Consider the following 21,330-nt stretch of genomic DNA (forward strand, 5'->3'; position numbering starts at 1 on the left):
CGGCTTATGCGGCTCCGATGATCGTTGCGCAATCAGGCGCAGCGGTGGTGCAGGAGCTTGGCACACCAGGTCGGCAGCTCGGTTCTCGATCTCGACCGCGGCACATTGCGGCGTGACGGCGAGATCGTGCCGGTGCGGCCAAAGACCTTCGAGCTGCTGGCCTTCCTGGTGCGCAATCCCGGCCGTGTGCTGAGCAAGGACGAACTGTTCCAAGCGGTCTGGCCCAACACCATCGTGACAGAGGATTCGCTCACGCAATGCATTCGCGATGTGCGCAAATGCATAGGCGACGAGACGCAGTCGCTGGTTCGCACCGTGCCCCGGCGCGGCTACATGTTCCAGGCTGCCGACGATCTGTCCGCTTCGCTGCCGCCGGCCAGCGCTGCGGTTCAGATTGAACGAGCGCCCGAGCCGATGGTCGCCATCCTGCCGTTTCGCGTTAACATTGACGATGCGACGGCAAAGCCGCTCTTCGACGGCGCGGTCGAGGAGATTATCAACGCGCTTTCCTACTTCAAGACCATCGCGGTGCTGGCGCGCCATTCGGCCTTCGCGCTTGCCGAACATTCCGACCAGGACATCTGGGCGACTGCTGAGCGTCTCGGCGCCGACTATGTTGCGGAAGGCAGCGTCGAGAGCGCTGAGGATGGTTACAGCACGCATGTCGTGCTGTCCGAGACATCGTCCGGCCGGCGCATCTGGGCGCAGGCATTTTCGTTCAGGACCAGCGATATCTTCGTCTTTCAAAGGATGGTGGCGCAACGGATCGCGACCGCGCTGGTTGCCAACATCGAGAGCGCGGCGATGCGGCGCATGTCCCCCGCGCCCGCCGCCAACATTGAGGCCTACGTCCATATCCTGCGCGGCATGGCACTGCTGCGCAGCTATGGCGAGGGTGTCAACCAGCAGGCCCGCGAACATTTGCTGAAGGCGCTCGAACGCGATCCGGATTCGGGGCTCGCTCACGCCTATCTCGCCTTGGCGGACACAATCATAGGCGGCTATGGCGGTGCGCCCCGCGCCTTGCTCGATCAGGCTCGGGACCGGGCCTTGCACGCCACTGCACTCAGCCCGGACGAGGCACGCTGCCATCGCATCCTGGCGTTGATCCTCCTCTACCTGGCCGAATTCGACGCCGCCGCACGCCATTTCGCGCGCGCGTTGGATCTGAACCCCTATGATGCCGACACGTTGGCCCAGACGGGCTTCTTCGAGGTCATACGCGGCCATGGCGAGGCCGGCCTGGTGCTGCTGGACCAGGCGATCCAACTCAATCCGATGCATCCCGCCTGGTATTATTACGACCGGGGTGAGGCCCTGCTTGTCGTTGGCCGCTACCCGGAAGCGGCCGCGTCTTTTTCCTGCCTTCCGCGAAAAAGTGCCTGGCAATGGTCGCGGCTGGCGGCTTGTCACGCGCTTGACGGCAATATCGACAAGGCAAGGGCCTGCACCAGGGAGGGCCGTCGCCTAAACCCCGGGCTGACCGTGCAGGAAATCATGGCGGACCTTCATATGATGCGCTCGGAAGATCGGGAGCGGATACGATCCGGTCTCGAGTTGGCCGGATGGGATGAAGCGCAATTGCCGACAACACCATGAGCAGCATCGGAGCGTTGGGCGCGTGACGCGGCCCTGTGTCGGATCCGCGCGTTCTTGCGCAAATCTCCGGCCTTGGCTAGCATCCGCCCGCCGGCGCCGAGCGGAGGAGAACGTCGCGGTGGACCGGCTGGAGCGCCGTTGCGTCCCCTTGGGCGCTCAAAGGACACTCCATTTCTGGATCGACGCAGGAATTTTCGGAAAACCGGAACCGGTTTTCGGGTTCATGCGCTCATGTGGGAGGAGACTAAATTGATCAACAGACGTGAATTCCTGCTGTCGTCCGTGGCGATGGGCACGATGGCGCTGGCCGCTCCGCAACTGGCTTTCGCCCAGGACAAGCTGACCATCCTTGGTTCGGTGCCGAGCCTCGGCTTTCCGTTCTTCGTGCACATGCTGAACCAGATCAAGGCGGAAGCGCAGGCGCAGGGCGTCAATCTTGTCGAAAGCGACGGCCAGAACTCGGCGCCCAAGCAGACCGCCGATATCGAGGCAGCGCTCGTGCAGAAGGTCAACGCCATCGTCATCTCGCCACTCGACGTCAACGCGCTGGCCCCGGCCATCGAGCAAGCGATCCAGGCCGGCGTCCCCGTCGTCACCATCGACCGCCGCGTCGACGGGGTCGAAGGCATCCTCGCCCATGTCGGCGCCGACAACGTCAAGGGCGGCGAGGCCGAAGCGCAGGCCATGGTGGCGGCTTTCCCGAACGGCGCCAAGATCTTCCATCTGCAGGGCCAGCCCGGTGCCGGGCCGGCGATCGACCGCAACAAGGGCGTGCACAACGTCCTCGATCCGATGAAGGACAAGTACCAGATCATCTTCGAGCAGACCGCCAATTTCGCCCGCGCCGAGGCGCTCTCGGTCACCGAGGCCGGCCTTGCCGCCAACGGCAAGCCCGACGCGATCATCTGCGCCAATGACGACATGGCGCTGGGCGCGGTTGAAGCCTGCGCGGCGCGCAACTTCACCGACGTCAAGATCTACGGCTTCGATGCACTTCCCGAAGCGCTGGTCGCCGTGCGCGACGGCAAGCTGGCCGGCACGGTCGAACAGTTCCCCGGCGAGCAGTCGCGCACCGCCGTGCAGATCGCCGTCGCCTATGCCAGGGACAAGACCGAGCCGAAGGAAAAGCTCGTGCTGCTGACGCCGATCGTCATCGGCAAGGACAATCTCGACAAGGCGGAAAGGCTGGGCGAGACGAAGTAGGCCAATTGGCGAGGCCGGTGGGACAGCACCCCCCCTCTGGCCGGCAGGACAGAGGGGGGTGTTCAAGCGCGGCGTGAACAACTGCATCGAGGGAAAAGCTTTGCCAGCCGAAGCCACTGCGTCGCCCAATACCCCCCTCCTCGCCGTCGAGGGCGTGACCAAGCGCTTTGCCGGCGTCACCGCGCTGAGCGATGTCTCGCTCGAGGTTCGGCCCGGCGAAATCCTCGGCCTGCTCGGCGAGAACGGCGCCGGCAAGTCGACGCTGCTCAAGATCCTGTCCGGCGTGATGCCGCCGTCCAGCGGCCGCATCGTCTTCGACGGCGTCGAATTCAATCCGCACAATCCGCAGGATGCCAAGCGCCTCGGCATCGTCACCATCTACCAGGAACTGAGCCTGATCCCGACGCTGACCGTGGCGGAGAATATTTTTATCGGCCGCGCGCCGCTCGGGCGCTTCGGCCTGGTCAGCTGGCGGAAGATGGAGGTAGACTCGCGCGCGATCATCGCCCGCGTCGGCCTCGACCTCGACCCGGCGACGCCGGTGTCGGCGCTGTCGGTGGCGGAGCAGCAGCTGGTCGAGATCGCCCGCGCGCTGTCGCTGAAGAGCCGGCTCATCATCATGGACGAGCCGACCTCGGCGCTGACCGAAACCGAAGTGCAAAAACTGATGTCGATCATGGGCCGGCTGCGCAAGGACGGCGTCGCCATCATGTTCGTCACCCACAGGCTGGAAGAGGCCTCTGCGATCTGCGACCGCATGACGGTGCTGCGCGACGGCAGGCTGGCCGGCCATCTCGACCGCGATGGCGGGCCGATCAAGCTGCCGAAAATCATCGAAAAAATGGTCGGCCGCGCCGCGTCCGAGCTTTATGCCAGGCCGACGCTGCGCGACGTCGCCGGCGACGTCAGGCTTTCCGTGCGCGGCCTGCGCACGGTGCGCGATCCGCAGGCGCCGCACGCCATCGTGCTCGAAGGTATCGATCTCGACCTCAAGGCGGGCGAGATCCTCGGCGTCGCCGGCCTCGTCGGCTCCGGCCGCACCGAGCTTGCCCGCGCCATCTTCGGCGCCGACCGCATCGCCGCCGGCACCATCACCCTCGACGGCAAGACGATCGCGCCTGAAACACCCGCCGACGCCATCGCCCTCGGCATCGGCCTGGTGCCGGAAGACCGCAAGCATCAGGCGATCTTCGCCGCGCTCGGCATCCTCACCAACTTTTCCGTCGCAGCGCTCGGCCGCTACTCCAACGCTCTCGGCTTCATGGCCGAGCGCCGCGAGCGCCAGGCGCTGGCGAGCTACAGAAAAACGTTGTCGATCCGCATGGCCTCGCCCGAGCAGCCCATCGAAGGGCTGTCCGGCGGCAACCAGCAGAAGGTCATCCTCGCCCGCTGGCTGGCGCGCGACCCCAAGGTGCTGATCGTCGACGAGCCGACGCGCGGCGTCGATGTCGGCGCCAAGGCCGAGGTGCACCAGATCCTGGTGCAGCTCGCCGGGCGCGGCATCGCCATCATGATGATCTCGTCGGAATTGCCCGAAGTGCTTGCGGTGTCGGACAGGATCGTCACCATGCGGCGCGGCCGCATCACCGGCGAGATGCCAGGCATCGAGGCGACCGAGGAAAAACTGATGGAACTGATGGCGCTCGATCAAACGCAGGAAGCGACGCAATGACCAGCACGACCGAACAGAGCCAGCGCGGCGGCATCAATGTCGCGCGCCTGCTGATGAGCTTCGGCCCGCTGATGTTCCTGGCGCTGCTGATCGTCGTCTTCACCGTGCTGAAGCCGAGCTTCATCGACCCGATCAACATCTTCAACATCATGCGGCAGATCTCGATCACCGGGCTGATCGCGCTCGGCATGACCTTCGTCATCCTCACCGCCGGCATTGACCTGTCGGTCGGCTCGCTGCTGGCTTTCTGCGGCATGGTCGCGGCGGTGGTGGCCAAGGGCGGCACCGCCAACACGCTGTCGCTGTCGACGTCCGGCGCACAAGGCTATGGCTGGTTCGCAGCCCTTCTGGCCGCCGTCGTCGTCGGCGCCCTGGCCGGCGGCGTCCAGGGCTTTGCCATCACCCGGCTGAAAGTGCCACCCTTCGTCGTTACGCTCGGCGGCCTCACCGTGTTTCGCGGCCTGACGCTGACGATCTCCAATGGCGGCCCGATCTCCGGCTTCGACGCTTCGATGCGCTGGTTCGGCACCGGGCTAATCGGCCCGGTGCCGGTGCCGGCGATCATTTTCGCTGCGGCGGCCATCCTCTGCCACATTGTCCTGCGCTACACGCGCTACGGCCGCGCCGTCTACGCCGTCGGTGGCAATGCCGAGGCGGCGCGGCTGTCCGGCCTGCGCGTCGACCGCATCCTGATCTCGGTCTACATCATCGTCGGCTTCTTCGCCGGCCTTGCCGCCTTCGTGCTGTCGGCCAGGCTCAATTCCTCGGAAGCCGTCGCCGGCATCGGCTACGAGCTGACCGTGATCTCGGCGGTGGTCATCGGCGGCACCTCGCTGTTCGGCGGCATTGGCTCGGTCGGCGGCACGGTGGTGGGTGCAGCACTGATCGGCGTGCTGCAGAACGGGCTGCAGTTCAACAACGTCTCGTCCTACACGCAAAGCATCGTCATCGGCCTGATCCTGATCCTCGCCGTGGCCTTTGACCGCTGGCTGAAATCACGGGTAAGGCGGTAGTCCGAGGGGCAATACAGACCTAGGTAGGTGGGACAGTACCCCCTCTGTCCTACCGGACATTTCCCCCCTCAAGGGGGGAGATTGGATGTCGCTTCGCCTTTCGCCAATCTCAGAAGAAGCGCTACCGGCGAAGCTGCCAATCTCCCCCTTTGAGGGGGAGATGTCCGGCAGGACAGAGGGGGTGTTCAAGCGCGGCGCATAGGGATAGGCAAGTTTCGCGCGGAGGGAATAGAAGCAGTGAACCACTATCACGTACCTCCGAACAACCGCGGCAATGCGCGCAAGATGCGCAAGACCATGACGGACGCCGAGCTGAAGCTCTGGAACGAGATCAGGGCGCACCGTCTCATGGGATTGGCGTTTCGGCGACAGATGCCGATAGCCGGCTACATTGTCGATTTTGCCTGTCCGGACAAAAAGCTGATCGTCGAACTCGACGGCTCCCAGCACGCTCAGGCCGAAGCCTCGGCATCGGATGCTTACAGAAGCTCGAGGTTGGTGGCGACTGGCTGGACCATCCTGCGTTTCTGGAACGACGACGTCATTCGCGACATCGACAATGTCTGCCAGCACATCGTGATCGTGGCCGGCCTGGCAGGCGCAGAGATGCGTTGAGTGTTGCTCGCGGAGCTGATCGCGCAACGCTGGCGGGGCAGTACCCCCTCAAGGGGGAGATTGGATGTCGCTTCGGCTTTCGCCAATGTCAGAAGAAGCGCTACCGGCGAAGCTGCCAATCTCCCCCCTTGAGGGGGAGATGTCCGGCAGGACAGAGGGGGGTCCTCGACCGTAGGGCGGAGAGATCAAAGGCAGCGCACCACTATCCGTACCTCCCCGTAACCGCGGCACATGCGCCAGATGCGCGAGGTCGTGATCGTAGCCGGCTTGGCAGGCGCGGAGATGCGCAACGTTGGCGCGAGGCACCCCCTCTGTCCTGCCGGACATCTCCCCCTCAAGGGGGGAGATTGGATGTTGCTGCGGCTTTCGCCATTCTCCAACTTGGGGAAAAGCCGCGTTCATGCCGGTGCGTTGAGACGCTGCGAACGCGTTGCCCAATCGATGACTGTCCCGCCGGCAACGGTAGGACTCGTCAGCGGCGCGAGAAGATCGTTGCGGCGGGCGAACGCCACGAAGGTCGCCCGCGCCGTCTCGGCGTCGATCTCTCCGTCCATCGCCGCCCGGCAGGCTTTGGCGGCGATGTCATGCGCGGCCGTCCGGCTCGCCCGCGGCCAGTCGGCAAGCAGCGCATGGGCCTCAGCCGCGCTTTCTATCCTGGTCGGCGTGCCGAGGCCGGTAAGGATGGTGACCGGCTTTTCAAAAGAAGAACGGTCCATGACACTCTCCTTTCCGGTTCAACTGTCTCCATTCCAACGCAACAGGCGCAGGCATGCGCGCGGCAATCATTTATGCTCCTCCTGGCCGGCCCCGACGCGTTGGGCCGACAGGAACATCAGCGTATAGGCCGCCTTGCGGCGATCCCAGCCGGCCTGCTCGGCCATGTCCAGCAAGCCGTCGACCAGGGGCGCCAGCGCCGCCCTGCAATCGGTTTCATAGTTGAAATCGTTCTTCGGGCGGGTCGGCGCCGCGATCTTTCCAAAACTGTCCATCACATCCATCGCAACACCTGCTCCGCATTAATCCCGGACCGGCAAAACCGTGCCCGCTTTGGCGGACACGGTCCATCTGCCGTTCAGAAGCCTCGCTTTGGAGGCCTGACCTTAGTAGTCCATGCCGCCACCGCCGGGCATTGCCGGTGCGGCAGCTTCCTTCTTCGGCTTCTCGGCCACCATCGCCTCGGTGGTTACCAGCAGGCCGGCGACCGACGCGGCGTCCTGCAGAGCGGCGCGCACCACCTTGGCCGGGTCGATCACGCCCTGCGCGTAGAGATCGCCGAACTCATTGGTCTGGGCGTTCCAGCCATAGCCGAATTCGGTCTTCTCGCGCAGCTTGCCGACGATGATCGAGCCTTCCGCACCGGCATTCTCGGCGATCTGGCGCACCGGCTGCTCGATGGCCCGACGCACGATCTCGACGCCGGTCCTCTGGTCGGGGTTGTCGACGGCGACATTGTCGAGCGCCTTCGCTGCCCTGAGCAGCGCCACGCCGCCGCCAGGCAGTATGCCTTCCTCGACCGCAGCGCGGGTGGCGTGCATGGCGTCGTCGACGCGGTCCTTGCGCTCCTTGACCTCGACCTCGGTCGAGCCGCCGACGCGGATGACGGCGACGCCGCCGGCGAGCTTGGCCAGCCGCTCCTGCAGCTTCTCGCGGTCATAGTCGGAGGTGGTCTCCTCGATCTGCGCCTTGATCTGGCTGATGCGCGCCTGGATCTCGTCCTTGCGGCCGGCACCGTCGACGATCGTGGTGTTCTCCTTCTCGATCAGCACCTTCTTGGCGCGGCCGAGCATCTCCAGCGTGACGTTTTCGAGCTTGATGCCGAGATCCTCGCTGACGGCCGTGCCGCCGGTCAGGATGGCAATGTCTTCCAGCATCGCCTTGCGGCGGTCACCAAAACCCGGCGCCTTGACGGCGGCAACCTTCAGGCCGCCGCGCAGCTTGTTGACGACCAGCGTCGCCAGCGCCTCGCCTTCGACATCCTCGGCGATGATCAGCAGCGGCTTGCTCGATTGCACTGCGGCTTCGAGCACCGGCAGCATGGCCTGCAGGTTGGACAGCTTCTTCTCGTGGATCAGCACATAGGGCTCTTCGAGCTCGACGCGCATCTTGTCCTGGTTGGTGATGAAATAAGGGCTGAGATAGCCGCGATCGAATTGCATGCCCTCGACCACTTCGAGTTCAGTCTCGGCGGTCTTGGCCTCCTCGACCGTGATGACGCCCTCATTGCCGACCTTTTCCATCGCTTCGGCGAGGAAGCGGCCAATCTCGGCATCGCCATTGGCCGAGATGGCGCCGACCTGGGCGATTTCGTCGTTCCTTGTCACCTTGCGGGCATTGGCCTTGAGTTCAGCGACGATGGCGTCGACCGCCTTGTCGATGCCGCGCTTCAGGTCCATCGGGTTCATGCCGGCGGCAACCGCCTTGGCGCCTTCCTGGACGATCGACTGCGCCAGAACGGTCGCGGTCGTGGTGCCGTCGCCGGCGACGTCGCTGGTCTTCGAGGCGACCTCGCGCACCATCTGCGCGCCCATGTTCTCGAACTTGTCCTCAAGCTCGATTTCCTTGGCGACGGTAACGCCGTCCTTGGTGATGCGCGGGGCGCCGAATGACTTGTCGAGGATGACATTGCGGCCCTTGGGACCGAGCGTCACCTTCACCGCGTCGGCGAGGATGTTGACACCGCGCAACATCTTCTCGCGGGCTTCGGTATGGAATTTCACATCCTTGGCAGCCATTGGATAACTCCTTCAAATAGGCAGCTTACGTTGACTGATGGCTTGTTCAGGCCCCGCTCAGGCGGCCTTCTTTTTTATCTGGTCGGTCATTTCAATCACGCCCAGCACATCGCTTTCCTTCATGATGAGCAGGTCCTCGCCATTGAGCTTGATCTCGGTGCCCGACCATTTGCCGAACAGGATGCGGTCGCCGACCTTGACGTCCAGCGGCTGCAACTGTCCGCTATCGTCGCGCGCGCCGGGGCCGGCGGCGATGACCTCGCCTTCCTGCGGCTTCTCCTTGGCTGTGTCAGGAATGATGATGCCGCCCGCGGTCTTCTCGTCGACCTCGATGCGGCGGACCAGGATACGGTCATGCAATGGACGGAACGCCATGTCGTTCTCCTCATAGGACAAACAGATTTTCTTGGACCTCCCTTCGCAGCCGACCAGTGGGTCGGTGCGACGGTGCGCGACCCCTGCTCAGGCATCACGCGCCTATCGAATTAGTCTGCCTATCCAGCCTTTCAAGAGGACGCCGAAAAAATTTTAGCACTCGCCGTTGTCGAGTGCCAACACACCGTAATAACGCGCTGTAATAATGGCGCTATTCCAGGATTTGAAACGACGGATGCGGCTTGAAATCGGGGCGCAACCTTCCGACATCATCGTCGATCCCGGCACCGTCTGCCGGCGGCCGGAACCGATGAGGAAGTGGAAGCGTTTTCCCCCGCGGAGGATGGACGCCTGATCGTTCGGAAAGGAGACGGGCATGGTCGGTAATGAGTTCCAGGTCAGCAACGAGTTCCGGCTCCAGATGCAGGGTTTTGGCCTGACGACGGCAGAGATCCATTATCGTCTTCCCGACTATCGGGACCTGCTCCAGCTCTTCATCTGGCAGCAATACGACATCGCCCCGGATTTCCCGACGCTGAAGCATTTCCTCGAATTTTGGGAACGTGAGATCGAGGGCCCGCTGCATTCTGTGCGCGTCGCCCATCACCGTCTGATCCAGCCCTCCGAATGGCGGGCGGTGGACGGCGTCATTACGCTGCAGTGAAATAGAAAAAGGCGGCGCTTTTCATAATTTTCATAAAAGGCGTCGCCTCTGCAGCACGGCGCTTCCGCCCCGGCTTCAGTTTCATTGGCGTTCAGGTGGATTGATATTCAGGTGGATTAACGTCCCGTGACCAGCAGTCCGGCGGTGCGCGCCGCCTTGACGAAGGCGGTGCGCGCCTCGCGGGCGGTGCGCCAACCGTCGAGCGCGTCGCGGCAGGCGCGATAGGCTGCGCGCCAGTTGCGGCCGCGCGCCCGGTCCGGCCATTGCTGCATGCATTCGATGGCTTCCCAGCTGCTTGCGACCTTGCGCTCTCCGACGGATTGGAGCTTCAGCGTGATCGGCCCGGAAAATGAGACGTCGTTCATCACTTCCTCCTTTTCTTTTTGAGAATAACCAGGAAGGCAGCCCGATCGGCGCCCGACTGACGAGATGGTTCGTATGGCTGCACGCTTCAAGACCTCCCCCATCTCCCAGTCTGCTTGCCAAAACCCGGCGCTATATGTCGTCGTCCGGCGGTTCGAGAAGTCCGATCAGCGTCGCCACCCTTGCCGACGGCAGCGGGCGGCCCTCGTTGACCAGCGCCTCATCGGCGCCGACCCAGGCAAAGGCCTCGCGCAACTCTTCGATCGTCGCGCCGGTCGAGGCGATGTCGGCGATCACGGCGTCGTCGACCGGGCCCAGCACCGAAATGATGTCGTCGCGTGTCATGGTCATGATGTCCTCCATGCGGCGTGCCGGCGCGACCCTCAAACGACGGTTGAAACCGGCATTGCCAGCACAATCGGGGCCAGTACAATCCGGCAACAAAAATTCTGGCAGCGGGACAGAATCTGGGTCTTGATTTCGGCCTGACAATAACCAAATGAAAATTGCCGGTTGCCGAATGGGACCGGCAGAACCCAGGGAGCGCCAAGCTCTTTGGCGTCCCTCGTACTATGTTGCTCCATGGAGGATGTAGCTATGAGAACCGCATTCGACTTTTCCCCGCTCTATCGGTCGAGCATCGGTTTCGACCGCATCTTCAACCTGCTGGAAAACGCGCCGCAGGCAGTCGAAACCTGGCCGCCCTATGACATCGAGCGAAGCGACGAGAACACCTATCGGGTGAGGATCGCCGTCGCCGGCTTTTCCGAGAACGATCTCGACATCAGCCACGAGCCGAACCTTCTCATCGTCTCTGGCGAGCGCAAGGAACACGACGAGGTGGAATATCTCCATCGCGGCCTTCCGGTGCGACCGTTCGCACGGCGCTTCGAGCTTGCCGATCACATGACGGTCACCGGCGCCTCGCTCAACAACGGCCTGCTGACGATCGACCTCGTGCGCCAAGTGCCCGAAGAGATGAAGCCGCGTCGCATCACGATCGCCAAGCAAGACGCCGCACCGAAGGCCAGACAGGTCGAGAAGCCGAAGCAGGCCGCCTGAGCGAAGGCGATCTCTGGCGTTCGCCTTTGACACAACCAGTCGAGAAAGGAGAACAGCAATGGCTATTCGTGATCTCATTCCCTGGGGCCGGGAGAACAGTCCGGTTCCCAGCTTCTATCGTGACGAGGACCGCGACCCGTTCATGGCGTTGCATCGCGAGATGAACCGCCTGATCGACGACGCCTTCCGCGGCTTCGAAACGCGCATGCCGATGCTCAGCGGATTTTCGTCGGCGCGCGGCAGCTGGCCGAGCGTCGAAATCGCCGACGGCGAGAAGGAGATCCGCGTGACCGCGGAAATTCCCGGCATGGACGAAAAGGACGTCGAGGTGATGCTCGATGACGGCGTGCTGACGCTGCGTGGCGAGAAGCGCTCCGAGACCGAAGACAAGGACAGGCAGTTCTCCGAGCGGTTCTACGGCCGCTTCGAGCGCCGCATCCCGCTCGGCTACGAGGTCGAGGAGGACAAGGTGAACGCCGCCTTCCATAACGGCGTGCTCACCGTGACGCTGCCCAAGACGGAGCGCGCACGGACGAAAGCCAAGCGCATCGCCATCAGTGGCAGTGCCGCCAGCCCCGGCAAGAGCAAGCACTGACGACATCGGCAGCCGGACGCGCCAGCCGCGCCCGGCTGCAGATCGGGCTGCATCCCGATCGGCCCGCGCGCTCCGCCCAAAGGCACGGGCTTCATTTGTTCGGCCGATGCGCCTGACGGTGCGAAGGCCGCATAGTGAGTATCTACGGAGCATTGAGTAGCAGCGTCGCTACCGTGGCGTTCCTGGCGCACAGGCTACGGAGCCCGTCATCCCTTGGGGTGGCGGGCTTTCGTATTAATCGTCGGCTTTATCGGCCTGTGAAAAGTCCTCGCCATCCGCTTCGTGTCACGATCGCGGGCGGAGGCAGCCACCCGTCTCAGATCGCCTCGCGCTGCCGTTCCGGCGTGGCGACCAGCAAGGCCGCGGCGGCGTTGGCGGCAGCAAGTGCGGCCTCGACCCGATGCCCGCGGGCAAGGCCTGCCGCGAACGCGCCGACGAACTCGTCGCCGGCGCCATGGGTGCTGACCACCTTCACCGGAAGGGCGGCCCGCGCGAACGCCTGGCCGTCGCGGCCGCAATAGGCAACGCCCTCCCCGCCTGCCGTGACGATCGCGGCCGGGTAGAAATCGACCAGCATGCGTGCCGCCTCGGCAGCACCCTCGAGCGTATCGACGACCGCAACGCCGGCCAAGAATTCCGCCTCGATGGCGTTGACGATGACGATATCGGTGAGTGCGATCAATTCGCCGGACAGTTTTCGCGCGGGGGCGGCGTTGAGCACGACGCGGCCGCCATGCGCCTTCACCGCCCGCGCTGCGGCAATGTTGGCGGCTTCCGGCACCTCGTTCTGCAGCAGCAGCACCGCCGTTTGCGCAACCATCTCGGTCGCGGCCACGATGTCCTTCTCGCCCAAGGTGAGATTGCTGCCCGAGACGATCACCGCGCCATAATCGCCGCCGGCGTCGAAGATCACCACGCTCATGCCCGAGCCGGCGCCAGGTGCGACCCGCACGAAGCGGCTGTCGACGCCGCGGCGCGCGAGATTGCTGACAAGCGCGCGGCCGAAATCGTCATCGCCGACGGCGCCGATCATTGCCGAGCGCACGCCGGCCCGCGCCGCCGAGACCGCCTGGTTGCCGCCCTTGCCGCCGCATTTCGGCTGCCAGGCATGGCCGGTTACGGTTTCGCCCTTGCGCGGGCGGTCAGGCGCTTCGACCATGATGTCGTAATGCAGGCTGCCGAACACGGTGACCAGCGGAGCCGTCATGTGCCCCAATCTTTCATGAGCCGCCCCAATCTTTCATGAACCGCCCTTGTCCCGGCGTTTCGAGGTCACCGCCGACATCGTGCGGCCGAGATTGCGCTCCGCCGCCTGGTAGTCGCGCTGTGCCACCGCGACGAACAGCGCGTCGAGAATGTTGAGCTGGGCGATGCGCGCCGCCGCGTTCTCGCCCATCAATGGCGAGCCCTGCGCGGTCGAGCACAGCACGATGTCGGCGACGGCGGCCAGCGGCGAGTTGTCGTAATTGGTGATCGCCAGCGTCCGCGCACCGCTCTTGCGGGCGAGATGGATGGCATCGATCACGGCGCTGGTGTTGCCGGAATGCGAGAAGCCGACGGCGATGTCGTCAGCGCCGAGCAGCGAGGCCGACATCAGCATCATGTGCGAATCGTCGTAGACGGATGCGCGGATGCCGATGCGCAGGAATTTGTGCGAGACGTCGCGCGCGATCTGCGCCGAACCGCCGACGCCATAGAAATCGCGGTTCCTGGCGCGGTACAAAAGATCGGCGGCGCGGTCGAAATCGTCCATGTCGAGGATCGCCAGCGTCTCCTCCAGCGCCTGGATCGAGGTGCGGAACACTTTTTGGACGATCTCGGCCGAACTGTCGTCGACCGACAGTTCCTGGTGCATTTCGGCGGTCGGCAGGCGGCTGTATTCGTAAACCGCGGTGCGGAAGTCGCGATAGCCGGAAAAGCCCAGTTTCTTGGCGATCTTCACCACCATCGCCTCCGACACGCCGGCTTCTTCGGCGATCTGCTTGAGCGGAATGGTCTCGTCGAAGCCGCGCCGTCCGAACACGGTTTCCACCACCTTCGCCTCGAGCGGCGTCAAATGCGGCATCATCATGCGGATCCGCGGCCCTACTGCTTTCAGATCCAGGCTGGTCAAGGTCATCCACGTCCCCTCGTCACGCGATCGATGAGCATCGCGGCGAGGATTATAAGGCCAGTTGCCAAGAGCTGATAGAAGGACTGGACATTCATCAGCGTCAGGCCGTTGCGCATGGTGCCGAGGATGACGGCGCCCAGGATGGTGCCGACGACGCTGCCCTTGCCGCCCATCAGCGAGGCGCCGCCGATGGCCGCCGCGGCAATGGCATCGAGCTCCCAGAGATTGCCGAGAATGGGTTCGGCGGCACCCAGCCGTCCGATCAGGATCTGCGCGGCAAGGGCCGCCAGCAGGCCCGAGATCATGTAGGCGGCGATCTTGGTGCGAGCGATCGGCACGCCGGCTATGTAGGCTGCCTCCTCATTGCCGCCGACGGCGAGCAGATATTCGCCGAAAGGCGTCTTCTTGAGGATGATCCAGGCGATCAGCGCGACCACGGCCACGATGATGACCGCCAATGGCAGCCCGAACAGCGAGCCGTTGAAGATGGCGCGGAAGCCGGCAGGCAGGCCGAGCACCGGATTGCCGCCGGTATAGATCAGCGCCAGCGCCCGGTAGATGCTGAGCGTTCCCAGTGTGACGATGAAAGGCTGCAGCCCGACATAGGCGACCAGCACGCCATTGAGCAGGCCGCAGACGAGGCCGATAGCGAAGCCGGCGGCGATGGCCAGCGGAAACGGCACGCCGGCAATCAGCATCGAGGCCGAGATGACGGCCGAAAGGGCTGCCGTCGGCCCGACCGACAGATCGATGCCGCCCGAGATGATCACCAGCGTCATGCCCAACGCCAGGCAGGCGTTGATGCTCGACTGCTGCAGGATGTTGATCAAGTTGCGCTCGGCAAAGAAGCCCGGGACCAGCGCGCCGAAGACGGCGAGGATCACCACCAGGCCGATCAGCGTGCCGGCATCGCGCAGCGAAAACCGGTGCAGGAATTCAGCCCGTGGGCGCGCTGCTGTGTGTTCGGTTACATCAGTCATACGCTGGTCCTGTCCGTTATGCCTTGCCGGCCCGATGGCCTTGCGCCTTGCCGGCCTTGCGTCTCCGATTGGGGTATGGCGTGCGCCGCGATCGCCTGTTCGCTGAGATCGGCCCGGTCGAGTTCGGCGGCGACCGTGCCGTCGCGCATGACCAGCACGCGGTCGGCGAGCCGGATCACCTCGGGAAGCTCGGACGACACGACGACGACCGAATGGCCTTCGGCGGCGAGCTCCTCGATCAAATGGTAGATCTCCGCCTTGGCGCCGACGTCGATGCCGCGCGTCGGCTCATCGAACAAAAGGATGCGCGTTCCCGCCGCCAGCCAGCGGCCGATGATCGCCTTCTGCTGGTTGCCGCCGCTGAACAGCCGGATCGGCCGGTCGAGCAGGAACGGGCGCAAATTGACCCGCTTCATCTTCTCGGCCGCGACCCGTTTCAGCCTGGCGTGATCGATGACGCCGCACGGTGCGAACACGCCCATCGAGGCCAGCGCCATATTGCTGGAGATCGACCGCAGCGGCACGATGCCTTCGCGCTTGCGCTCCTCCGGCACCAGGCCGATGCCGGCGGCGATGGCTTCGCACGGACTGGCGAGTTTTATCGCCTTGCCGTCGATCTCGACCCTGCCCGACGAGGCGCGGTCGGCGCCGGCCAGCAGCCGCAGCAGTTCGGTGCGGCCCGAGCCGACCAGGCCGGCAATGCCCAGCACCTCGCCGCGGTGCAGGTCGAACGAGACGTCATGGACCTTGGTTGCCGAGGCGAGGCCACGCACGCTCAGCCTGACCTCGCTGGAGGCGTGCGAGCGGTGCTGTTCCTGGGCGAGCTCGCGTCCGACCATCATCGAAACGACGGCTTTTTCCGACACCTGCGCCAGATCGACGGATCCGACTACGACGCCGTCGCGCATGATTGTGGCGCGCTGGCAGATGCCGAACACCTCGTCCAGCTTGTGCGAGACATAGACGACCGCGACGCCGTCGCGCGCCAGCCCGGCAATGACTTCGGCCAGCCGCTCGAACTCGCTCGGCGTCAGGCTCGATGTCGGCTCGTCCATCGCCACGACGCGCGCCCGATCGAGCAGCGCCCGGGCGATCTCGACGATCTGCCGCTGCGCAACCTTCAGGCTGCCGAGCGGGACTGCCGGATCGATGGTCGGATCGAGTGCGGCAAGGGCTTCCGCGGCGCGGCGTTCCTGCTCGCGGCGGGCGACGAAGATGCCGCCGCGCGTCAGCGGATGGCCGAGGAACATGTTCTGGGCGACGCTGAGATGCGGCACCTGCTGCAATTCCTGATGGATCATGGCGACGCCCGCGGCGCGCGCCGCGACCGGATTGTTCAGCGCCACCGGTCTGCCGTCGATCAGCACGCTTCCGGCGGTCGGCCTGTAGACCCCCGACAGGATGCGCAGCAGCGTCGATTTGCCGGCGCCGTTCTCACCGAGCAGGCCATGGATTTCGCCGGCGCCGACGGAAAAGGACACATCGCTCAGCGCTCGCACCGCCGGAAACACCTTGGAAATGCCCTCGAATTGCAGCCGCGGGACAGACATTGGCTCTATTCTCCAGGCAAAGGGCGCCAGCCCGGCCGGCACCCGCAGTCCTGCCCTTAATTGCCCGCTGCCGCGTCCTCGAGCAGCGCCTTGCGCACGGCGTCGCCGGCGCCGGAATAGCGGTCGGCATTGTCCTTGGTGATAAGCGCCTGCGGCGTGGCGACGACGCGCGGCAGCTTCTGCCCGGCCACCAGCCGCAGCGCCGATTCCAGCGCCACCTCGCCGGTCAGCACCGGGAAGCTGTCGACGGTGCCGGTCAGTTCGCCGGCGCGGATCGAGGCATAGGCGTCGGAGATGCCGTCGGTGCCGAAGACGGCGACCTTGTCCTGCAGGCCGGCGGCCTTGACCGCCTCGACGATGCCCAGTGCCATGCCGTCATTGTTGGCATAGAAGCCGATCAGGTCGGGGTGCTGCTGCAGGATGTTGCTGGCAGCGTCGAAGGAGGTCTGGCGGTCCCAGTTGCCGGGCACGCTGGCGACGACCTCGAACTTGCCGGCTTCGGTGATCGTGGTCTTGAAGCCATCGGTGCGCTGGACTGCGGCATAGACTCCGGCCTGGCCTTCGACGATGGCGACATTGCCGCCATCCGGCCAGTTCTTGATGAACCATTTGGCGACGCGCACCCCATTGTCGCGCTGGACATTGCCGACATAGTGCTCGGCCTGCGGGATGACCGCGTCGTTGACATTGACCACCGGCACGTTGGCGGCCTTGGCCTGTTCCATGATTGGCTGCAGGTTGGAGTCGGTCTGCGGCGAGACGAGCAGCACGTTGTAGCCCTGCGTGACCAGGCCTTCGGCGATTGTCAGCTGGCCGAGCTGGTCGCCCTCGCTCTGCGCCGCCTGGTAGACGACAGGCACGCCGACGCGATCGCCGAACGACTTGTAGCCTTCACCCAGCGAGCGCCAGTATTCGTTGGTCAGCGTCTTGGAGACGGCGCCCGCCCTGGTGCCGTCGGGCAGCTTGGGAAGCGCGCCGAACTTGGCCTCGAGCTGCGACCAGTCGATGCGGTCCTTCTCGGTATCGGAATTGAGCGGCGCGAGGTCGGTCGAAAAGGCCGAGCCGATGGACAGCGCCATCAGCGCAGCGGTGGCGGTGGCAAGCAGAAATTTCATGGTCTTTCCTCCCTTGTTGAAAACGGCGCCGGCCTCAGTTCTCCGGCCCGAGCATGGCTTCCTGGATGATGGCTTGCGACGCGACCGCGTCCTGACGGTCGATGGCGGTGGACAGGCGGTTGTCCCTTTCCAGCCGGTCGACGACGCGCAGCATGCGCTTGACCGTGGCGATGTTGACTTCGCATTCGTGGACCGGATCGAGGCCGGTCATGTCGGGGAAGGTGTCGAAGTAGATGGCGCCGGCGTAGCCGTCGCGGCGGATCTGGCGGAGCAGCTCGATCGTCTGCAGCGTGTGCACTGCGCCGACCATCAGGCCGTCGTCGCGCTTGGCATAGCCGTCGTTGAGATGCACGCCCAAGAGTTTGCTGTGGCGCGCCACAAGTGCTGCGGCAAAGGCCGGCTGCTCGTCGGCATAGAGCACATGGGCGAAATCGAGCGTCACGCCGAGATTGGGCAGGCCGATCTCGCGGATCGCCAGCAATGTCGTCGCCGCGTCGGGCATCAGGCTGTAGGAACGCGGCTCGTTGGGCTTGTACTCCAGGCTGATCAGGCAGTCGGGATCATGCGCTGCCACTTCACGAATACCATCAATTTCGTGTTGCCATAGCGTCGCGTAATCGGCCTGGAAGGCATAGTCGAAGCCATCCTGGCCGAGCCACAGCGTCATCAGATTGGCGCCCGCCTCACGCACGGCGTCGATGCCGGCCTTGGTCAGGTCGATGGCTTCGCGGCGAACTGCCGGATCCGGATTGGTGAAGGCGCCGAGCTTGAAGGCGGGATTGGAGTAGTAGCGCATGGCAAAACCATTGATGGAAAGCCCGAGATCGCCAAGTTTTTGTGCCATTTCCGCAGGTTTTTCATCGACATGATCGGGAAAGTTGAGGTCGAGGTCGGTCAGCCCCGCAACCTTCGCCGCTCGCGCCGCCATCTGCAGCATGGACGGCTTGCCGACAAGATCCGGCCATTCGGCCTGCGGCCGCGAGGCAAAGGAATTGAGGCGTGTGGCGAAACGACTGGCTGTCATGGATGATCCTTTTGGTGGACATAACTTCACATATTTTTGAGTATTTGTAAAGTTCTCATTTGAGGGCTCTAGGGAATTCGACCTTGAGGCGGCGCCGCCAAACCGTAAGGCCTGCGCATGGTAAGGTTCCGGGCGGGCGCTGCTGATCGTAACCCTGTACAACCGCTCGTCGCCCTTGCGTCTTGCGCGCCAATTGATCATCCTCGCCGCAGTTGCACCGCGGCCGGGGGGTTCGCACATGCCGACGCTTTATGCGCTGAAACCGGCCTTCCAGGCCAGACTGCGGCCGCTCGCCGACCGGCTGGCCGGGGCCTGCGTCACCGCCAACCAGATCACGCTGCTGGCTGCCGCCCTGTCGGTTGCCACCGGCGTTGTGGTCGCGGCCCTTGCCGGCCATCGCGCGGTCTTCCTGCTGATGCCGGTGGTGCTGTTTGCGCGCATGGCGCTCAACGCCATCGACGGCATGCTTGCGCGCGAACATGGCCAGGCCTCAAAACTCGGCATGTATCTCAACGAGCTCTGCGACGCCGTCTCCGACCTGGCGCTGATCCTGGCCTTTGCCGCTCTCTTCCCTGCCTGGGGCGTCGTCGCCTTTGCCGTCACAGCAGTGCTTGTGGAGTTCGCCGGCGTGCTTGGCATCGCGGCAGGCAGCGGGCGCAATTATGCCGGGCCGTTCGGCAAGAGCGATCGGGCGCTGGCGCTCGGCATCGTCGCCGTCCTCGTCGCCTGCGGCCTGTGGGTGGACGCGATCACGCCGTTCGTGTTTCCGGCAATGGCTACACTCTCGCTGGTGACCGCCATCAACCGGATACGCAGCGGCCTTAACGGGAGCGGCGACTGAAATTCCGGACGCATCCGCCTGGGGAAAAACATGCTTCATGAACCGACGATTGCTGCTTCCGCAGTTGAGCAGCGGGTGGCGCAGGAGCGCACCTTCCGCAGTGATGACGGCACCGAGATCTTCTACCGCTACTGGCCGGCGGTCGGGCAACCCGCCAAGGGCGCGGTTGTGCTGTTCCACCGCGGCCACGAGCACGGCGGCCGCATGGCTCATCTGGTCGACGAACTCGATATGCCCGGCCATGCCTTCTACGCCTGGGACGCGCGCGGCAATGGCCGCTCGGCCGGCGAGCGCGGCTATGCGCCGTCTTTTGCCGCACTTGTGCGCGACATCGATTGTTTGGTGCGCGAGATTGGCAGAGACGGTTTTTCCCAGCGCGACATCGCGCTGATCGCGCAATCTTTCGGCGCGGTGCTCGCGGCCGCCTGGGTGCATGATTATGCACCGCAGATTCGCGCCTTGGTACTGGCCTCGCCGGCCTTCTCGGTCAAGCTCTACGTGCCTTTCGCCAAGCAAGGCATTGCGCTGTGGCAGAAGATCAAGGGCCGCTTCTTCGTCAATTCCTACGTCAAGGCCAAGTTCCTGACGCATGACCCCGAGCGCATCGCCTCCTTCGAGGCCGATCCGCTGATCACGCGGCCGATCTCTTCCAACATCCTGGTCGAGCTCTACGACCACGCCGCCCGCATCGTCTCGGATGCCCGCGCCATCACCGTGCCGACGCAATTGCTGATCTCCGGCAGCGACTGGGTTGTGCGGCATGGACCGCAGCACGAATTCTTCGTCAATCTCGCCAGCCCGGCCAAGCAGCGGCATGTGCTGCCCGGCTTCTTCCACGACACGCTGGGCGAACGCGACCGCCGCAAGGCACTCGACCTGATCAAGCCGTTCCTCGAAAGACAGTTCTCGACGCCACAGAAGTCCGTCGACCTGACCGCGGCCGACCGCGTTGGCTACACACGCGACGAGGCCGACCGGCTGGCCTCGCCGCTCGCTTTGCTGTCACCGAAAGGCCTCTATTGGGCAATGAGCCGCGCCTCGATCCGCGCGGGCGCCTGGCTGTCGTCAGGCATGAAGACCGGGATCGCCACCGGCTTCGATTCCGGCTCGACCCTCGACTACGTCTATGAGAACCAGGCGCGGGGCGCCGGTCCGCTCGGCCGCATGATCGACCGCACCTTTCTCGACGCCATCGGCTGGCGCGGCATCCGCCAGCGCAAGCTGCATCTCGAAGAGCTGATCGGCAGCGCCACTCGCACGCTGAAGGCCGCCGGCCGCACGGTCCATATCGTCGATATCGCTGCCGGCCACGGCCGCTACGTGCTCGACGCCGTCGCCAAATGCACCGAGCCGCCGGCCAGCGTTCGGTTGCAGGATTTTTCCGAGCTCAACGTTTCGCTCGGCTGCAAGCTGATCGCCGAGCGGCCCCTGCCGACCGATGTCTCGTTCCACCAGGCCGACGCCTTCGACGCCGAGATGCTTGCCGGGCTCGATCCGGCGCCGGACCTGGCCATCGTCTCCGGGCTTTACGAATTGTTTGCCGACAACGCCATGATCATCCGCTCGCTCGGCGGGCTGGCCAGGGCGATGCAGCCCGGCAGCCTGCTTGTCTACACCAACCAGCCCTGGCATCCGCAGCTCGAAATGATCGCCCGCAGCCTGACCTCGCATCGCGGCGGCCAGGCCTGGGTGATGCGCCGGCGCACGCAAGGCGAGATGGACCAGCTGGTGGCGGCGGCCGGCTTCGAGAAGCTCGACCAGCGCATCGACCAGTGGGGGATCTTCACCGTATCGGTCGCGCGGCGCGTCTGAGC

At 64.6% G+C, this 21,330-nt stretch carries 23 protein-coding genes; 10 read left to right on the forward strand and 13 right to left on the reverse strand.

The window, feature by feature from the left end:
• The first annotated feature begins 57 nt into the window (after positions 1-57).
• The 5 genes from AC0L3O_RS20260 to AC0L3O_RS20280 all read left to right on the forward strand — a co-directional run bounded on the left by AC0L3O_RS20260 (position 58) and on the right by AC0L3O_RS20280 (position 6,102).
• On the forward strand, positions 58-1,599 hold the full coding sequence (locus tag AC0L3O_RS20260; RefSeq protein ID WP_023799030.1) for a winged helix-turn-helix domain-containing protein: 1,542 nt from the start codon (positions 58-60) through the stop codon (positions 1,597-1,599).
• A gap of 252 nt (positions 1,600-1,851) precedes the next feature.
• Entirely contained in the window at positions 1,852-2,802 is a 951-nt protein-coding gene (locus AC0L3O_RS20265) for a substrate-binding domain-containing protein (RefSeq protein WP_023799031.1), read from the forward strand.
• Between the two features lie 100 nt (positions 2,803-2,902).
• Positions 2,903-4,474, forward strand: a complete 1,572-nt coding sequence (locus AC0L3O_RS20270) for a sugar ABC transporter ATP-binding protein (protein WP_023799032.1) — start codon at positions 2,903-2,905, stop codon at positions 4,472-4,474.
• Positions 4,471-5,487 carry an ABC transporter permease gene (locus AC0L3O_RS20275; protein WP_023799033.1) on the forward strand — a complete coding sequence of 339 codons (1,017 nt, stop codon included), beginning with the start codon at positions 4,471-4,473 and terminating at the stop codon, positions 5,485-5,487. Before AC0L3O_RS20270 ends, AC0L3O_RS20275 begins: the two co-directional genes overlap by 4 nt.
• Before the next feature lie 237 nt (positions 5,488-5,724).
• The gene (locus tag AC0L3O_RS20280; RefSeq protein ID WP_473616435.1) at positions 5,725-6,102 is read left to right on the forward strand and encodes an endonuclease domain-containing protein; all 378 of its coding nucleotides are present in this window, start codon (positions 5,725-5,727) and stop codon (positions 6,100-6,102) included.
• A gap of 398 nt (positions 6,103-6,500) precedes the next feature.
• Here AC0L3O_RS20280 and AC0L3O_RS20285 read toward each other — a convergent pair whose 3' ends face one another.
• From AC0L3O_RS20285 to AC0L3O_RS20305, 5 genes are all read right to left on the reverse strand, one after another.
• Positions 6,501-6,818 carry a DUF982 domain-containing protein gene (locus AC0L3O_RS20285; protein WP_128171066.1) on the reverse strand — a complete coding sequence of 106 codons (318 nt, stop codon included), beginning with the start codon at positions 6,816-6,818 and terminating at the stop codon, positions 6,501-6,503.
• Between the two features lie 66 nt (positions 6,819-6,884).
• The gene (locus AC0L3O_RS20290) at positions 6,885-7,091 is read right to left on the reverse strand and encodes a hypothetical protein (RefSeq protein WP_245277651.1); all 207 of its coding nucleotides are present in this window, start codon (positions 7,089-7,091) and stop codon (positions 6,885-6,887) included.
• Positions 7,092-7,202: 111 nt separating this feature from the next.
• The gene (gene groL / locus AC0L3O_RS20295) at positions 7,203-8,834 is read right to left on the reverse strand and encodes a chaperonin GroEL (RefSeq protein ID WP_473616436.1); all 1,632 of its coding nucleotides are present in this window, start codon (positions 8,832-8,834) and stop codon (positions 7,203-7,205) included.
• A 57-nt stretch (positions 8,835-8,891) separates the two neighbouring features.
• The gene (locus AC0L3O_RS20300; RefSeq protein ID WP_023799038.1) at positions 8,892-9,209 is read right to left on the reverse strand and encodes a co-chaperone GroES; all 318 of its coding nucleotides are present in this window, start codon (positions 9,207-9,209) and stop codon (positions 8,892-8,894) included.
• Between the two features lie 153 nt (positions 9,210-9,362).
• Positions 9,363-9,587, reverse strand: a complete 225-nt coding sequence (locus AC0L3O_RS20305; RefSeq protein ID WP_473536856.1) for a hypothetical protein — start codon at positions 9,585-9,587, stop codon at positions 9,363-9,365.
• Here AC0L3O_RS20305 and AC0L3O_RS20310 point away from each other — a divergent pair.
• The gene (locus AC0L3O_RS20310) at positions 9,586-9,873 is read left to right on the forward strand and encodes an usg protein (protein WP_091598882.1); all 288 of its coding nucleotides are present in this window, start codon (positions 9,586-9,588) and stop codon (positions 9,871-9,873) included. The genes AC0L3O_RS20305 and AC0L3O_RS20310 overlap by 2 nt on opposite strands.
• A gap of 116 nt (positions 9,874-9,989) precedes the next feature.
• Here AC0L3O_RS20310 and AC0L3O_RS20315 read toward each other — a convergent pair whose 3' ends face one another.
• Both AC0L3O_RS20315 and AC0L3O_RS20320 read right to left on the reverse strand, forming a co-directional pair.
• Positions 9,990-10,238 (reverse strand): DUF982 domain-containing protein, encoded by a 249-nt coding sequence (locus tag AC0L3O_RS20315; RefSeq protein ID WP_023799041.1) that lies wholly within the window; start codon positions 10,236-10,238, stop codon positions 9,990-9,992.
• 130 nt (positions 10,239-10,368) lie between these two features.
• Complete coding sequence (locus AC0L3O_RS20320; RefSeq protein WP_023799042.1) at positions 10,369-10,587, reverse strand: hypothetical protein; 219 nt, start codon at positions 10,585-10,587, stop codon at positions 10,369-10,371.
• 246 nt (positions 10,588-10,833) lie between these two features.
• Between AC0L3O_RS20320 and AC0L3O_RS20325 the strand changes: the two genes are divergently transcribed.
• Positions 10,834-11,298, forward strand: coding sequence for an Hsp20 family protein (locus AC0L3O_RS20325; RefSeq protein WP_473616437.1), 465 nt, complete (start codon positions 10,834-10,836; stop codon positions 11,296-11,298).
• A 58-nt stretch (positions 11,299-11,356) separates the two neighbouring features.
• Entirely contained in the window at positions 11,357-11,893 is a 537-nt protein-coding gene (locus AC0L3O_RS20330; protein WP_023799044.1) for an Hsp20/alpha crystallin family protein, read from the forward strand.
• 316 nt (positions 11,894-12,209) lie between these two features.
• Here AC0L3O_RS20330 and AC0L3O_RS20335 read toward each other — a convergent pair whose 3' ends face one another.
• The 6 genes from AC0L3O_RS20335 to AC0L3O_RS20360 are packed head-to-tail and all read right to left on the reverse strand — an operon-like array spanning position 12,210 to position 18,675.
• The gene (locus AC0L3O_RS20335; RefSeq protein WP_473536858.1) at positions 12,210-13,100 is read right to left on the reverse strand and encodes a ribokinase; all 891 of its coding nucleotides are present in this window, start codon (positions 13,098-13,100) and stop codon (positions 12,210-12,212) included.
• Between the two features lie 33 nt (positions 13,101-13,133).
• Positions 13,134-14,012 (reverse strand): MurR/RpiR family transcriptional regulator, encoded by an 879-nt coding sequence (locus tag AC0L3O_RS20340; RefSeq protein WP_091598869.1) that lies wholly within the window; start codon positions 14,010-14,012, stop codon positions 13,134-13,136.
• Positions 14,009-14,986 carry an ABC transporter permease gene (locus tag AC0L3O_RS20345; RefSeq protein WP_473536859.1) on the reverse strand — a complete coding sequence of 326 codons (978 nt, stop codon included), beginning with the start codon at positions 14,984-14,986 and terminating at the stop codon, positions 14,009-14,011. The genes AC0L3O_RS20340 and AC0L3O_RS20345 overlap by 4 nt, the downstream gene beginning before the upstream one ends.
• On the reverse strand, positions 14,983-16,536 hold the full coding sequence (locus AC0L3O_RS20350) for a sugar ABC transporter ATP-binding protein (RefSeq protein WP_473616439.1): 1,554 nt from the start codon (positions 16,534-16,536) through the stop codon (positions 14,983-14,985). The genes AC0L3O_RS20345 and AC0L3O_RS20350 overlap by 4 nt, the downstream gene beginning before the upstream one ends.
• Positions 16,537-16,592: 56 nt before the next feature.
• Complete coding sequence (locus AC0L3O_RS20355; RefSeq protein WP_473536861.1) at positions 16,593-17,651, reverse strand: sugar ABC transporter substrate-binding protein; 1,059 nt, start codon at positions 17,649-17,651, stop codon at positions 16,593-16,595.
• Between the two features lie 34 nt (positions 17,652-17,685).
• Positions 17,686-18,675, reverse strand: a complete 990-nt coding sequence (locus AC0L3O_RS20360; RefSeq protein WP_473536862.1) for a TIM barrel protein — start codon at positions 18,673-18,675, stop codon at positions 17,686-17,688.
• 238 nt (positions 18,676-18,913) lie between these two features.
• Here AC0L3O_RS20360 and AC0L3O_RS20365 point away from each other — a divergent pair, with 238 nt between their 5' ends.
• On the forward strand, positions 18,914-19,516 hold the full coding sequence (locus AC0L3O_RS20365; RefSeq protein WP_023799051.1) for a CDP-alcohol phosphatidyltransferase family protein: 603 nt from the start codon (positions 18,914-18,916) through the stop codon (positions 19,514-19,516).
• Positions 19,517-19,546: 30 nt separating this feature from the next.
• Positions 19,547-21,328, forward strand: coding sequence for a bifunctional alpha/beta hydrolase/class I SAM-dependent methyltransferase (locus tag AC0L3O_RS20370; protein ID WP_473616440.1), 1,782 nt, complete (start codon positions 19,547-19,549; stop codon positions 21,326-21,328).
• Positions 21,329-21,330: the final 2 nt, after the last annotated feature.

The sequence above is a fragment of the Mesorhizobium sp. WSM4810 genome (genome assembly GCF_055811235.1).